Source organism: Streptomyces sp. NBC_00273, from assembly GCF_036178145.1.
Classification (GTDB): Bacteria; Actinomycetota; Actinomycetes; order Streptomycetales; family Streptomycetaceae; genus Streptomyces.
This window is the reverse complement of record NZ_CP108067.1, coordinates 4,287,321-4,301,612: the sequence shown is the minus strand read 5'-3', so window position 1 is coordinate 4,301,612 and position 14,292 is coordinate 4,287,321. Positions and strand designations below refer to the sequence as shown.

Here is a 14,292-nt window from a genome sequence, read left to right as displayed (position 1 = left end):
CGGGGGAGCAGGGGGTGGTCAATCTATTTTTCATAGTGTGGCGCGCCTCACGTCATGCGTATGAGTGCGAGATTGAGACAGGCTGGCGAAATTATGCCTATTGGCTGAATCCATTCATTGCGCATTGAGGCTCGCCGGTTCAATGAAAGGTTGCGCATGGCTGATTCTCGATATTTAGAGTTCCGTCCGATGCGGCCTGACGGTGTGTCGAGAGCTCCCGTCGCGACCGGTGTCGAGGCCGCTGGCGCGTGTGCGGCGGCGCGTGCCGGGGAGGGATGCTTCGGGCTCCGCGGTTGCCGAGCGACTGCCGGCGGGAGGGGCGGCCGCGGCGCGGCGGTCCTCTTCGGTACACCGTCGACGATCCGTCGTGCAGGCGAGTCCAGCCCTTGGGATGCAAGGGCGGGGCGTGCGAGCGTTACTGATCGGTCACTGTCCGGTTCGCGACGATCCGATAACGACTGATGAACGGGCCTTTAACTGACATCTACGCGCGTTACGATCGCCGCGAAACCAGCGCCAGAAGAGGCGCTTTCGGTCAGTCTCGAAGGGACCCTCCTCTTGCGCCGGGTATCCAAGATCCTCTCCGCGTCCATCGCGACTGCGGCACTCGCCCTCACCGCCACCGCCTGCGGCGAGTCGTCCACCGAGAGCTCCGGCTCCGGCGACGGCAAGGTCAAGGTCGGCATGGCCTACGACGTCGGCGGCCGTGGCGACAACTCCTTCAACGACTCTGCCGCGCGTGGCCTGGACAAGGCCAAGGCGGACCTCGGTGTCGAGACCAAGGAGCTCACCGCCAAGACCGGTGAGACCCCGGCCGACCGCGAGCAGCGTCTCGTCTCCCTCGCCGAGGGCGGCTACAACCCCGTCATCGGTGTCGGCTTCGCCTACAAGGACGCGCTCGAGAAGGCCGCGGCCAAGTACCCGAAGACCACCTTCGGCCTCGTCGACTCCGTCTCCGAGAAGCCGAACGTCTCCTCGATCGTCTTCACCGAGGAGCAGGGCTCCTACCTCGCCGGTGTCGCGGCCGCGCTGAAGTCCAAGGACGGTCAGATCGGCTTCATCGGCGGTGTGGACATCCCCCTGATCAAGAAGTTCGCCGCCGGCTTCCAGCAGGGTGTCAAGGACACCAAGCCGGAGGCCAACGTCCAGATCCAGTACCTGTCCACCGGTACGGACATGTCCGGCTTCGGTGCCCCGGACAAGGGCAAGGCCGCCGCCAAGGGCATGCTCGACAAGGGCATCGACGTCGTCTACTCGGCCGCGGGCGGCTCCGGCGCCGGCGCCATCGAGGCCGTCGCCGCCAAGCCGGGCGCGTGGGCGATCGGCGTCGACTCGGACCAGGCCAAGGACCCGGCCCTGTCCAAGTACGCCGGCTCCATCCTGACCTCGGTCGTCAAGAACGTCGACACCGGTGTCTTCGAGCTCGTCAAGTCCGTCCAGGACGGCAAGCCGATGACCGGCACCCACGCCTACTCGCTGGCCGAGAACGGTGTCTCGCTGACGACCACGGGTGACCACCTCAAGGACATCCAGGCCCAGCTGGACGAGGCCAAGAAGAAGATCGTCGACGGCCAGATCAAGGTCGCCACGACCCTCTGACACGGGTCACACTGGGGGCCCGGAACGGCTTCGGCCGACACTCCGGGCCCCTTTCCGTGTACGCATGCGGGCAGTTGAACATTTTTGCCAATGCTACGCGCGTAGCATGACTGGTCGCACGGTAGCTTTCGCCACCAGCGCCCGCGTTCCCGCCCGTTCCTCGCCTCGTCCGAGCCCGTCCCAGCCTCGTCCTCCCACGCTCCCGTCCTTGGAGAGTGCGCCATCAAAGCCTCCAGTCCCAACGCCGTAGAACTCCGCGGCATCACCAAGCGTTTCCCCGGAGTCGTGGCCAACCACGACATCGACATCACCGTGCGCCGCGGCACCGTGCACGCCCTCGTGGGCGAGAACGGCGCGGGCAAGTCGACCCTGATGAAGATCCTCTACGGCATGCAGAAGCCGGACGAGGGGACCATCACGGTCGACGGCGAGCAGGTGGTCTTCAACGACCCCGGCGACGCCATCGACCGCGGCGTCGGCATGGTGCACCAGCACTTCATGCTCGCGGACTACCTCACCGTCCTCGAGAACGTCGTCCTCGGCTCCGAGAAGCTGTACGGCATCGGCGACAAGGCCCGCGCCAAGATCAAGGAGATCTCGGACGCGTACGGACTGGGCGTTCGCCCGGACGCCCTCGTCGAGGACCTCGGTGTGGCCGACAGGCAGCGTGTGGAGATCCTCAAGGTCCTGTTCCGCGGTGCCCGGACGCTGATCCTCGACGAGCCCACCGCGGTCCTGGTCCCGCAGGAGGTCGACGCGCTCTTCGACAACCTCCGCGAGCTCAAGGCCGAGGGCCTCACCGTCATCTTCATCTCGCACAAGCTGGGCGAGGTCCTGTCGGTCGCCGACGACATCACCGTCATCCGGCGCGGCACGACGGTCGGCACGGCGGACCCGGCGAACATCACGACCAAGCAGCTCGCCGAGCTGATGGTCGGCGCCGAGCTGCCCTCCCCGGAGACCCGCGAGTCCACGGTGACGGACGTCCCGATGCTCACGGTCGACGGTCTGTCGCTGAGCGCCGTCGACCCCGACGGCGTCGTCCGCGCGGTCCTCGACGGCATCACCTTCACCATCCACAAGGGCGAGGTCCTGGGCATCGCCGGCGTGGAGGGCAACGGTCAGTCCGAGCTCGTCGACTCGATCATGGGAATGCGCCACCCCGGCCAGGGCGTGGTCACCCTCGACGGCAACGACATCTCCGCCGCGCCGACCCGCAAGCGTCGCGAGGACGGCATCGGCTGCATCCCCGAGGACCGCCACCGGCACGGCCTGCTGCTGGAGGCCCCCCTCTGGGAGAACCGCATCCTCGGCCACGTCACCGAGAAGCCGAACTCCCGGGGACCGATCCTCGACCTGAAGGCCGCCCGCAAGGACACCGAGCGGATCGTGCGCGAGTACGACGTCCGCACGCCGGGCATCGACGTCACCGCGGCCTCGCTCTCCGGCGGCAACCAGCAGAAGCTGATCGTCGGTCGCGAGATGAGCCACAACCCGAAGCTGCTGATCGCCGCGCACCCCACCCGGGGCGTGGACGTCGGCGCGCAGGCGCAGATCTGGGACCAGATCCGCGAGGCGCGCCGCGAAGGCCTGGCGGTGCTGCTGATCTCCGCGGACCTGGACGAGCTGATCGGCCTCTCCGACACCCTGCGCGTGATGTACCGCGGCCGGCTGGTCGCGGACGCGGACCCGGCGACCATCACCCCGGAGGAGCTCGGGTCGGCCATGACCGGTGCCGCCGCCGGACACCTTGAGCACGAAGAGAGCCCTGAGGGCACCGACGGCCCGGAGGACGAGGCCCGATGAAGAAGATCGACAAGGAGCGACTGCTCCTGGGCATCGCGGCCCCGCTGCTCGCGATCGTCGCCGCGTTCCTGATCACCGCCCTGGTCCTGGCCGCGACCGGCAAGGAGCCGTTCAGCGCCTTCGGGATCATGTTCGAGTACGGCGTGAAGTCGGACAGCCAGGTCTACATCATCAACAAGGCGACGACGTACTACCTGGCGGGTATCGCGGTGGCCGTCGGCTTCCGCATGAACCTGTTCAACATCGGTGTCGACGGCCAGTACCGCCTCGCCGCATTCTTCGCCGCCGCCGTGGGCGGCGCGCTGACCCTGCCGGGCATCGTGCAGATCCCGCTGATCATCCTCACCGCGATGATCGTCGGCGCCATGTGGGCCGGCATCGCCGGTATCCTCAAGGTCACCCGCGGCGTCAGCGAGGTCGTCTCCACGATCATGCTGAACATGATCGCGACCGCGATCATCGGCTACCTCCTCCAGCCCGGCCGCCTCGGCCACCTGGACGAGGCCGGCACCAAGGTCGCCACGACCCCGCTGCCGGACTCCTCGCACTTCTTCGAGATCCCGACCACGCCGACCCCGATCTACGGCTTCGTCGTGGTCGCGCTGATCGCCGGTGTCGGGTACTGGTTCACGCTGGCCCGCACCCGCTTCGGCTTCGACCTGCGCACCGTCGGCCAGTCCGACACGGCCGCCGCGGCCAGCGGTGTCAACGTCAAGAAGATGGTCATCACCGCCATGCTGATCTCCGGCGCCATGGCCGGTCTGATCGGCATGCCGACGCTGCTCAACGACTCGTACGAGTTCGGCGGCGACTTCCCCATCGGCATCGGCTTCACCGGTATCGCCATCGCCCTGCTCGGCCGCAACCACCCGATCGGCATCGCGCTCGCCGCGATCCTCTGGGCCTTCCTGGAGCGCGGCGGCCAGAAGCTGGAGTTCCAGGACTACGACCGGGAGATCGTCGGCGTCATGCAGGGCGTCATCGTCCTCTGTGTCGTCATCGCCTACGAACTCGTGCGCCGCTACGGCCTCAAGCGCCAGCAGCGACAGGTCGGCGAGAAGCTCGCCGCCCAGGCCCGTTCCAACGACCAGACGGAGGTGTCGGCGTGACCGCCACGGCGACTTCCACCCCGCCGCCCGCCGCCCCCAAGGCAGCCGGTGGCAAGGGCGGCCGCACCCGGCTCTCCCTCCCGGTGATCCTGCTGATCATCGCGGGCGCGCTCGTCGCGCTCTCCGCCGTGCGCGCCATCACCGGAGCGCAGGACCTGACCTCGGCGGGCCAGGTCAGCGCGGCCCTGTCGCTGGCCGTGCCGATCGGCATGGCCGGTCTCGGCGGTCTGTGGGCCGAGCGCGCGGGCGTGGTCAACATCGGCCTCGAGGGCATGATGATCCTCGGCACCTTCTTCGGTGCCTGGGCCGGCTGGCAGACCAGCCCCTGGCTCGGTGTCCTCGTCGGCATCCTGGGCGGCATGTTCGGTGGCCTGCTGCACGCGGTCGCCACCGTCACCTTCGGCGTCGACCACATCATCTCCGGTATCGCGATCAACATCCTGGCCGTCGGTTTCACCACCTACTTCGCCAAGCTGTGGTTCAACACCGGTGCGGCCGCGGCCGCCGGCGGCAGCCCGAAGCAGTCGCCGCCGGCCGACAGCATCACCTCGTTCAGCGTGCCGGGCCTGTCCGACTGGCTGGCCGACATCGAGAAGCACCACTGGTTCGTCGTCTCGGACGTCGCGGGCATCCTCGGCGGCCTGGTCACCAACCTCTCGCTGCTGACGATCGTCGCCGTGGCCCTCATCGTCGGCACGTTCTTCGTGCTGTGGAAGACGGCGTTCGGTCTGCGGCTGCGCTCCTGTGGCGAGAACCCGATCGCGGCCGAGTCGCTGGGCGTCAACGTCTACAAGTACAAGTACATCGCGGTGATCGTCTCCGGCGGTCTGGCCGGCCTCGGCGGCGCCTACCTGTCGCTGGTCACCTCGCACATCTACAACGAGGGCCAGACCGGCGGCCGTGGTTACATCGGCCTCGCGGCGATGATCTTCGGTAACTGGCGGCCGGGCGGCCTCGCCATGGGTGCCGGCCTGTTCGGCTTCGCCGACGCCCTGCAGCTGCGCAGCGGCGGCCAGTCCGTGCACGCGCTGCTCCTGCTCCTGTTCGCGGTCCTCGTCGCGATCGCGGCCTGGAAGGCGTACAAGAAGCGCTGGATCACCTCCTCGATCGCCATCGTCATCGGTGTCGGCGTGTTCATCTGGTACCTCGGCACGGAAAGCGTCCCGGTCGAGTTCGTCAGTGCCACCCCGTACATCGTGACCCTGCTGGTGCTGTCGCTCTCGGCGCAGCGGCTGCGGATGCCCAAGGCGGACGGCATGCGTTACCGCAAGGGCGAGGGTAAGTGACCTCGGACCCGACGGTGGACTGGGAAGCCCTGCGGACGTCCGCCCGGGAAGCGATGACCCGGGCGTACGCCCCGTACTCGGGCTTCCCGGTCGGGGTCGCCGCCCTGGTGGACGACGGCCGCGTCGTGACCGGCTGCAACGTCGAGAACGCCAGCTACGGGCTGGGCCTGTGCGCCGAGTGCGGGCTGGTCTCCTCCCTCCAGGCGACCGGCGGCGGCCGCCTCACGCACTTCACGTGCGTGGACGGCAAGGGCGAGATCCTCGTCCCGTGCGGCCGCTGCCGCCAGCTGCTCTACGAATTCGGCGGCGACGAGCTGCTGGTGGAGACCCCGGACGGGGTCCTCCCGCTGGCGGCGATGCTGCCGCAGGCCTTCGGGCCCGACCACCTGAGATAGCCGTGCCGACGGCCCTTCGCCCCTGCCGGGGCGGAGGGCCGTCGTACTTCCGTTCCTGAACCCCTCACCTCCCCCTCTCTATGCGCGTAGAAGGAAGCACCACATGGACGTCATCTCCGTCATCCGGACCAAGCGGGACCGCGGTGAGCTGAGCCCCGAGCAGATCGACTGGGTCATCGACGCGTACACCCGCGGTGTCGTGGCCGACGAGCAGATGTCGGCGCTGGCGATGGCCATCCTGCTCAACGGCATGAACCGGACCGAGATCGCCCGCTGGACCGCGGCGATGATCGCCTCCGGCGAGCGGATGAACTTCGACTCCCTCTCCCGCCCGACCGCCGACAAGCACTCCACGGGCGGCGTCGGCGACAAGATCACCCTTCCGCTCGCCCCGCTCGTCGCCGCGTGCGGCGCGGCCGTGCCCCAGCTGTCCGGCCGCGGCCTCGGCCACACCGGCGGCACCCTCGACAAGCTGGAGTCCATCCCCGGCTGGCGCGCACTGCTCTCCAACGAGGAGATGCTGCACGTCCTGGACACCACCGGCGCCGTCATCTGTGCGGCCGGCGACGGCCTGGCCCCGGCGGACAAGAAGCTCTACGCGCTGCGCGACGTCACCGGCACGGTCGAGGCCATCCCGCTGATCGCCTCCTCGATCATGTCGAAGAAGATCGCCGAGGGCACCGGCTCGCTCGTCCTGGACGTCAAGGTCGGCACCGGCGCCTTCATGAAGAACATCGAGGACGCCCGCGAGCTGGCCCGCACCATGGTCGGCCTCGGCACCGACTCGGGCGTCAAGACCGTCGCGCTCCTCACCGACATGTCCACGCCGCTGGGCCTGACCGCCGGAAACGCCCTCGAAGTCCGCGAGTCCGTCGAGGTCCTGGCCGGCGGCGGCCCCGCCGACGTGGTCGAGCTGACCATCGCGCTGGCCAAGGAGATGCTGGACGCGGCGGGCATCAAGGACGCCGACCCGGCGAAGGCCCTGGCCGACGGCTCCGCGATGGACCACTGGCGCCGGATGATCGCGGCCCAGGGCGGCGACCCGGACGCGACCCTCCCGGTCGCCCGCGAGCAGCACGTGGTCACCGCCCCCGAGTCGGGCGTCCTGACCCGCCTGGACGCGTACGGGGTCGGCGTCGCCGCCTGGCGCCTGGGCGCCGGCCGTGCGCGCAAGGAGGACCCGGTGCAGGCGGGCGCGGGCGTCGAGCTCCACGCGAAGCCGGGCGACACGGTGACGGCGGGCCAGCCGCTGATGACCCTGCACACGGACACCCCGGAGAAGTTCGACTACGCCCTCGCCTCCCTGGCGGGCACGTACGACATCGCCCCGGCGGGCACGGCCTTCTCGGCCACCCCGATCGTCCTGGACCGCATCGCCTGACCTGTACTCACTCGTGCGGCTGAACGGGACCGGTGGACGCCCACCGGTCCCGTTCGCCATGCTGGGATCGGCGCCAACAGCATGAGGAGCGCGCCATGAGCGCACCCACCGTCCAGCACGAGCCCACGGGTGGCGACGGCTGGGACGACCTCGTCCGCCTCTGGGAGGAGACGGACGGGCCGGAGGGCTGCAAGGTGGAGATCATCGAGGGGATCATCACCGGGGCGCCGCCGCCTGCCAACCACAACAACTTCATCGCGGCCAAGGTGCATCGATGCCTGCTGGCCGCGATCCCTGAAAACTGGGAGATCTTCCAGACCCTCAACGTGGCCGTCCCGTCCCGCAGCGGCCTGTACATCCCGGATGTCGTGGTCGTCCCGGAAGACCTCGTCCTCGAAGACGACGGGAACTTCATCTCCGCTGCTGCTGCGGAGCTGGCCGTCGAGATCACCTCGAAGTCGAACGCTTCGCACGACCGCATCGCCAAGGCCGCCGGGTACGCCCAGGCAGGCATCCCGCTCTACCTGCTCATCGACGCCCACGCGCCCGGCGGCGCGACCATCACCCTCTACGGTGAGCCCAGCAACGCCGTTTACCGGGTCCTCCAGGCCGGCAAGTTCGGCGAGACCTTCCACCTGCCCGCGCCGTTCGACCTCAAGCTGGACACGTCGGTCTTCCCCACCCCCTGAGGCGATCAGCAGGCTCCGATGAGTTCCGGCGGGCGGGGGAGTCACCCCCTCGTGGAGATCCGACGACTCGTGCTGCCCGGCCCCGGACCGGCCGACCCGCAGGACACCGCGCTGCTGTGCGCCCGGCTGGCCCGGCTCTACGACGGCGGGGCGGGCGCGGTGGTCTGCGACGCCGCCGCGGTGAGCGCGCCCGGGCTGGCCGACGTCGAGGTGCTGGCCCGGCTGCGGCTGACCGCCCGGGGGCGGCCGCTGCGGGTGACCGGGGCCGCGCCCGCCCTCCGGGCCCTACTGGACCTCGTAGGCCTCGTCGAGCTGCTCGGGGAGGTCGAACAGCGGGAACCACCGCGCGGTGTCCAGGAAGGCGTTGAGTCCGACGATCTTGCCGTCTGAGATCTCCAGCACCTGGAGCGCCCACGGGGTGTGGCCCGGCCGCCCGTCCTCGCGCGGACGGTACTGGCCGAAGGCGGGCAGGCCGTTCGCCGTGGTGGGGACGAGCCGGGAGCCCTTGCAGCCGATGCCCTGGTTCAGGTGCCAGGCCGCGATGTCCTCGTGGCCCCGGAGCCACAGGTCGAACGGCGGCATCGAGAGCACCGCGTCCTCGTGGAGGAGGGTGGTGAGCCGCGAGATGTCGTAGGCCTCGAAGGCGGAGAGGTACCGTTCCAGCAGCTTCGCCTGGTCCGCGTCAAGCGGATCCGCCGGGTCGCTGTCGCGCAGCGACTGCCCGGCCAGGGTGGCCCGCGCCCGCTGGAGGGCGCTGTTCACCGAAGCCGTCGTGGTCTCCAGGAGCTGCGCCACCTCGTCGGCCTTCCAGGCCAGCACCTCGCGCAGGATGAGCACCGCCCGCTGCTTCGCCGGCAGGTGCTGGAGCGCCGCGACGAAGGCCAGTCGTACGGATTCCTTCGCCAGCGCCATCTCCGCCGGGTCGGCGGTCTGTGGCAGCACCCGGCCGTCCGGGACCGGCTCCAGCCAGGTCACCTCGGGGCGCTCGTTGAGCACGGCAGAGGCCTGGTGCTGCGGGGCGGTCAGGTCCATCGGGCGGGCCCGCTTGTTCCCGGCCTTCAGCAGGTCCAGGCAGACGTTGGTGGCGATCCGGTACAGCCACGACCGCAGCGAGGAGCGGCCCTCGAACGTGGCGTGGCTGCGCCAGGCACGGATGTACGTGTCCTGCACCGCGTCCTCGGCGTCGAAGGACGAGCCGAGCATGCGGTAGCAGTAGCCGGTGAGCTCGACCCGGTACCGGTCCATCGCGGTGTCGAGGTCCACATCGGTGGCGAGGTCGCTCATGTCCGTTCATCCCCCTGGTCGTTCCGCTCCTTCGGAACCTACCGGAGGGGTCCGACAACGGCAGCCGGAAGCGCCGGAGCGCTCGTATATCTCGTCGTCAAGTTTCTTGACGTCAAGATTAATGTCGGGCAGGCTTCCGTCATGTATCTCGACGTCGAGATACGTGGACGGTGGGCGCGGTCGGAAACGGGGGACTGGGATGCGGCGCGGCGGGCGGATGCGGAAGGCACGGCAGGGGGACGGCGGTCTGCTGGCGCAACTGCGCCGGCCGCCCGGCGGCCGTGACGCACGGATCATGCTGCTCACGCAGGCGCTGGACCGAGCGGGTACCGGCGTGTGGGCCGCGTCCTCCGTCCTCTACTTCACCTTCGTCGTCGGCCTCGACGCCGGGCAGCTGGGCCTGCTGCTGGGTGCGGCCGGGGTGGCGGGCATCGCCGGATCGCCGCTGGCGGGCCACCTCGCCGACCGCTTCCAGGTGCGCACCCTGCTGATCGGCTGCCACCTCGTCCGCCTCGGGGCCCTCTGCGTGCTGCTGGTGGTCACCGACTTCGGCCCGCTGCTGCTCCTGTTCGCCGTCACCCACCTGGGAGACCGGGCGGCCAAGACGCTGGAGATGCTCTTCGCCACCCGGGTCGCGGGCGAGCGGCGCTCCACCTACCAGGCCCTGTCGCGCAGTTCGGCGAACGCCGGATACGCCCTCGGCGCGGGGCTCGCCGCCATCGGACTCGCCGTCGGCACCCGCGGCGCCTACCAGGTGCTGATCCTGGCCAACGCCCTGTCGTTCCTCGTGGCCGCGGCCCTGGTGTGGCGCACCCGGGAGCCGGACGGCCGCGGGCTCGTGGTCGCCCGGCCCGGAGCGGAGGACGGCGCCCCGGCGGCCGGGCCCAGCCCCTGGCGGGACCGCGGCTACCTGCGGTTCGTCCTGCTGGACATCCCGATGAACCTGGACGACTCGATCCTCGGCGTCGGCGTGCCGCTGTGGCTCGTCGGCCACACCACGGCCCCGCACGCCCTGATCCCGGCCTTCCTGGTCATCAACACCGTGCTCGTCGTCGCCCTGCAGCTACGGGTGTCGGCGCGGGTCCGGGACGCCCGCCAGGCGGCGGGCGCGGTCGCCCTGTACGGCCTGACGACGCTCGCCTGCTGCGCCTGCCTGGCCACCGCCCCCGCGGGAGGGGCCTGGGCCGCCTCGGTCGCCCTGCTCGCCGCGGCCGTGCTGGCCACCGCGGCCGAGCTGATGCGCTCGGTGAGCTCCTGGGAACTGGCGGTCTCCCTCGCCCCCCGGGAGGCGCGCGCCCCGTACCTCGGGGTGGCCGGCATGGCCCAGTCCGTCCAGAAGTCCGCGGGCCCGCTGCTGCTCACCGGCGCCGTGATGGCGGCCGGCCCGGTCGGCTGGCTGGCCCTCGGGGCGGGGGTGGCGGGCCTGTCCCTCGCCCAACGCCGCTCCGCCCTGCGGCGGTTGGACCGCCTGAACGCCGCACCTGCGCCCGTGCCGGCCGCCACGGCCTAGGTGCCGGGCTTGCGCCCGTACACGTAGACGTCCTCGCCCTGCCCCAGCAGGCTCCAGTACGCCTTGGCGTCGGCGGAGCGCATGTTCACGCAGCCGCCCGAACCGGGCGGGTTCCACATGCTCTTGGTGGTCGAGTGGAAGGCGATGCCGCCGTCGAAGAACTGCGCGTACGGCATCGAGACGTTGTAGAGCGTCGACCAGTGGTCGATGTTCCGGTAGTAGATCTTCTTCAGGCCGGTGCGCGTCTGCGTGCCGGCCTTGCCGGTGCGGACCGGGACGGGCCCGTACTTCAGCGTGGCGCCGTCCTGGATCCAGCTGAGCTGCCGCGTCAGGTCCACGCAGGCGATCCGCCCCCGGTCCACCGGGCAGTCACCCGCTTTGTTCGGGGTGGTGCCGGCCGCCCGCTGGGCCAGCATCGTGCTCATCGTCTGCCAGGTCAGCGGCCCGGCGTAGCCCTGGGTCGGGGTGATCCCGTGGGTCGCCTGGAAGGAGCGGATCGCCGTGCAGTCGGCCGCCGACTGCTTCCCGTCCACCGGCCGGCCGAGGAACTGCTCGACCTGCCGCTGGTACGGCCCGGTGGTGAGGTTGCAGGAGGCGGCGGCCTGCGCCGCCCCACCTCCCGTGACCACCACCGGCAGCGCGAGCGCGACCGCCCCGCCCAACACCGCCGCCCGCGCCCCGAACCTCGTACCCATCCGGTCCTCCCCTGCTCGCACAGCACGTCCTCCGTGTTGAATGCCCGGAAAACAAGCAGGGGTTGCCTACGGCGGGAGCGTAGTTTTCGTCAGCGTGCGCCCATGGCCGACGCCGGCATCCGCCGCTCCGCGCGCGCCGCGTGGGACCCGTACAGGGTGATCGACACGACGCCGAGCACCGCCAGCAGCGCGATGCCGACCGTGGCCGCCCACCCGGCCCCGTGGTAGGCCAGGGCGCCCAGGGTGCCGCCCGCGCTGGAGCCGAGGTAGTACGCCGACTGGTAGAGCGCGGAGGCCTGCGCCCGGCCCGTCTTCGCCGTCCGGCTCACCGCGGCCGAGGCCACCGCGTGCCCCGCGAAGAAGCCCGCGGTGATCAGGACCAGCCCGAGCACGATCGCCGCCAGGGAGTCGGACAGCGACAGCAGCAGCCCGAGCGCCGTGGTCGTCACGGCCAGGTACAGCGCGCCGCGCCGCCCGGTGCGGGCCACCAGCTTGCCGGCGGCGGCCGAGGAGACCGTGCCGACCAGGTAGATCAGGAAGATCGACCCGATCACGCCCTGGCCGAGCGAGAACGGCTCGTCCACCAGGCGGTAGCCGATCACGGTGTAGACCGCGCCGAAGACCGTCATGAACAGCGCGCCGATCCCGTACAGGCGCAGCAGCAGCGGATCCCGCAGATGGCCGGCGACGGTACGGCCTACCGCGCGCGGGTTCAGCGACGCCGGGCGGAAGAACCGCGCCCGGGGCAGCAGCACCAGGAAGGCCACGGCGCACGCCAGCGCCATCAGGGCGACGGCCAGCAGGCCCGCCCGCCAGCCCCACAGCTGCGCGGCCCAGCCGGTGACGAGACGACCGCTCATGCCGCCGATGGAGTTGCCCGCCACGAACAGGCCGATCGCGGCCACCAGGGCCTTCGGCTTGACCTCCTCCGCCAGGTACGCCATCGCGGAGGCCGGGATCCCGGCGATCGCCGCGCCCTGAACGGCGCGCAGCGCCACCAGCCACTCCACGTTCGGCGCGAACGGCACCAGCAGGGCGACGCCGACGGCGATCACCATCGAGTACGTCATCATCCGGGTGCGGCCGAACCGCTCGGACAGTGCGCTCAGCGGGAGGACGAACAGGGCGAGCGCGCCGGTGGCCGCGGACACCGTCCAACTGGCCTGGCCCGCCGTCACCCCGAAGCCGGCGGAGATCGCGGGCAACAGCGCCTGGGTGGAGTAGAGGAGGGCGAACGTCGCGAGTCCGGCGGCGAAGAGCGCGAGGCTCATCCGGCGGTAGCCGGGGCGGCCGGGGGAGAGGGGCTGCGGTGCGGGGGACGACGGGGTGGAGGCACCCGGGATGACGGGTGCCCCGGTATGAACGGGAGGCATGCTTCGACGTTAGGCCTGTCGTTTTCATGCGTCCAATGCATGGAATCGCGATAATCGATCCACTGATGCATCAACCCAGCTCAGAGGCGTGGATGTCGATGAACCGTTACGTAGAAGACATGGCTGTGACAACTTTGCTCGCGCCGCGGCTGGCGTATTTCGTCGCCGTCGCCCGCCACGAGCACGTCACCCGGGCCGCCCACGAACTGGGCGTCCCGCAGTCCACCCTGTCCCGCGCCATGGTCCGGCTCGAACAGGACCTCGGCGTCACGCTGTTCGCCCGCAAGGGCCGTACGGTCGCCCTCACCACGGCCGGCCGCACCTTCCTGGCCTCGGCCGAGCAGGCCCTCACGGAGATCGACCGCGCCGCCGAATCCGTACAGCAGGACGCCGATCCGGCGGCCGGCAAGGTGGCCTTCGGCTTCCTGCACACCCTCGGGTCCGAGACCGTACCCGGCCTCATCCGCGCCTTCCGCGCCGACCACCCGCGCATCCGCTTCTCCCTCGTCCAGAACTACGGCGAGGCCATGTTGGAGAAACTGCGGGCCGGCGAACTCGACCTGTGCCTGACCTCCCCGCTGCCGGACGCCCCCGACCTGGTCGCCCGGCGCCTCGACGAACAGCGGTTGCGGCTGGTGGTCCCGGACGACCACCGGCTCGCGACCCGCAAGCGCATCCGCCTCGCCGAGGCCGCCGAGGAAACCTTCGTCACCCTGGAACCCGGCTACGGCATGCGCCGCATCACCGACGCCCTGTGCGCGGAGGCCGGGTTCACCCCGAAGATCGCCTTCGAGGGCGAGGAGGCCGAGACCCTGCGCGGCCTGGTCGCCGCCGGCCTCGGCGTGGCCCTCCTGCCGCCCCCGGCCGTGGCCCGCCCCGGCGTGGTCGAGCTGACGGTCACCGCCCCGCGCGCCGTCCGCGAGATCGGCCTCGCCTGGCTCGACGGCCACCCCGACACCCCGCCGGTCGCGGAGTTCAAGCGCTTCCTCCTCTCCCGTCGCGGCCGCCTGATCCCCGAACTGGAACCCCTGCCCTAGCCGGGCCACCATTCGGCCTCGCCGGCGTTTGAGGCGCGGGGTCTGGGGCGGCGCCCCAGGAAACCCGGCTCCGCCGGGCACCGGGCTCCGCCCGGAACCTCCCCCAGCTACTGCAGGGAGGTGCCCCC

The 14,292-nt window shown here is 70.7% G+C and carries 13 protein-coding genes; 10 read left to right on the top strand and 3 right to left on the bottom strand.

What is annotated here, in order from left to right; translation table 11 throughout:
• Positions 1 to 558 precede the first annotated feature (558 nt).
• The 8 genes from OG386_RS18360 (at position 559) to OG386_RS18325 (ending at position 8,655) form a co-directional block, all read left to right on the top strand.
• Positions 559 to 1,599 (top strand): BMP family lipoprotein, encoded by a 1,041-nt coding sequence (locus OG386_RS18360; protein WP_328789061.1) that lies wholly within the window; start codon positions 559 to 561, stop codon positions 1,597 to 1,599.
• 222 nt (positions 1,600 to 1,821) lie between these two features.
• Entirely contained in the window at positions 1,822 to 3,405 is a 1,584-nt protein-coding gene (locus OG386_RS18355; RefSeq protein WP_328793288.1) for an ABC transporter ATP-binding protein, read from the top strand.
• Positions 3,402 to 4,514 carry an ABC transporter permease gene (locus tag OG386_RS18350; RefSeq protein ID WP_328789060.1) on the top strand — a complete coding sequence of 371 codons (1,113 nt, stop codon included), beginning with the start codon at positions 3,402 to 3,404 and terminating at the stop codon, positions 4,512 to 4,514. The genes OG386_RS18355 and OG386_RS18350 overlap by 4 nt, the downstream gene beginning before the upstream one ends.
• Positions 4,511 to 5,800, top strand: coding sequence for an ABC transporter permease (locus OG386_RS18345; protein WP_328789059.1), 1,290 nt, complete (start codon positions 4,511 to 4,513; stop codon positions 5,798 to 5,800). The genes OG386_RS18350 and OG386_RS18345 overlap by 4 nt, the downstream gene beginning before the upstream one ends.
• On the top strand, positions 5,797 to 6,195 hold the full coding sequence (locus OG386_RS18340) for a cytidine deaminase (protein ID WP_327383628.1): 399 nt from the start codon (positions 5,797 to 5,799) through the stop codon (positions 6,193 to 6,195). Before OG386_RS18345 ends, OG386_RS18340 begins: the two co-directional genes overlap by 4 nt.
• A gap of 103 nt (positions 6,196 to 6,298) precedes the next feature.
• Positions 6,299 to 7,576, top strand: coding sequence for a thymidine phosphorylase (locus OG386_RS18335; RefSeq protein WP_030009876.1), 1,278 nt, complete (start codon positions 6,299 to 6,301; stop codon positions 7,574 to 7,576).
• Positions 7,577 to 7,671: 95 nt separating this feature from the next.
• Positions 7,672 to 8,265, top strand: a complete 594-nt coding sequence (locus OG386_RS18330) for a Uma2 family endonuclease (RefSeq protein WP_328789058.1) — start codon at positions 7,672 to 7,674, stop codon at positions 8,263 to 8,265.
• Positions 8,266 to 8,316: 51 nt separating this feature from the next.
• On the top strand, positions 8,317 to 8,655 hold the full coding sequence (locus tag OG386_RS18325; protein WP_328789057.1) for an STAS domain-containing protein: 339 nt from the start codon (positions 8,317 to 8,319) through the stop codon (positions 8,653 to 8,655).
• On the opposite strand, the gene OG386_RS18320 is transcribed toward OG386_RS18325, so the two are convergent.
• Positions 8,551 to 9,549: a sigma-70 family RNA polymerase sigma factor gene (locus OG386_RS18320; protein ID WP_328789056.1), complete on the bottom strand. Its 999-nt coding sequence runs from the start codon at positions 9,547 to 9,549 to the stop codon at positions 8,551 to 8,553. The two genes, OG386_RS18325 and OG386_RS18320, sit on opposite strands and share 105 nt — an antisense overlap.
• A gap of 217 nt (positions 9,550 to 9,766) precedes the next feature.
• On the opposite strand from OG386_RS18320, the gene OG386_RS18315 reads away from it, so the two are divergent.
• Positions 9,767 to 11,059, top strand: coding sequence for an MFS transporter (locus OG386_RS18315; protein ID WP_328789055.1), 1,293 nt, complete (start codon positions 9,767 to 9,769; stop codon positions 11,057 to 11,059).
• Here the strand turns inward: OG386_RS18315 and OG386_RS18310 are convergent.
• Positions 11,056 to 11,754 carry a L,D-transpeptidase family protein gene (locus OG386_RS18310; RefSeq protein ID WP_328789054.1) on the bottom strand — a complete coding sequence of 233 codons (699 nt, stop codon included), beginning with the start codon at positions 11,752 to 11,754 and terminating at the stop codon, positions 11,056 to 11,058. The two genes, OG386_RS18315 and OG386_RS18310, sit on opposite strands and share 4 nt — an antisense overlap.
• A gap of 89 nt (positions 11,755 to 11,843) precedes the next feature.
• On the bottom strand, positions 11,844 to 13,127 hold the full coding sequence (locus OG386_RS18305; RefSeq protein WP_328789053.1) for an MFS transporter: 1,284 nt from the start codon (positions 13,125 to 13,127) through the stop codon (positions 11,844 to 11,846).
• Positions 13,128 to 13,189: 62 nt separating this feature from the next.
• Between OG386_RS18305 and OG386_RS18300 the strand changes: the two genes are divergently transcribed.
• A complete protein-coding gene (locus OG386_RS18300; protein ID WP_266606595.1) occupies positions 13,190 to 14,164 on the top strand; it encodes a LysR family transcriptional regulator in 975 nt (324 codons plus the stop codon).
• Positions 14,165 to 14,292: the final 128 nt, after the last annotated feature.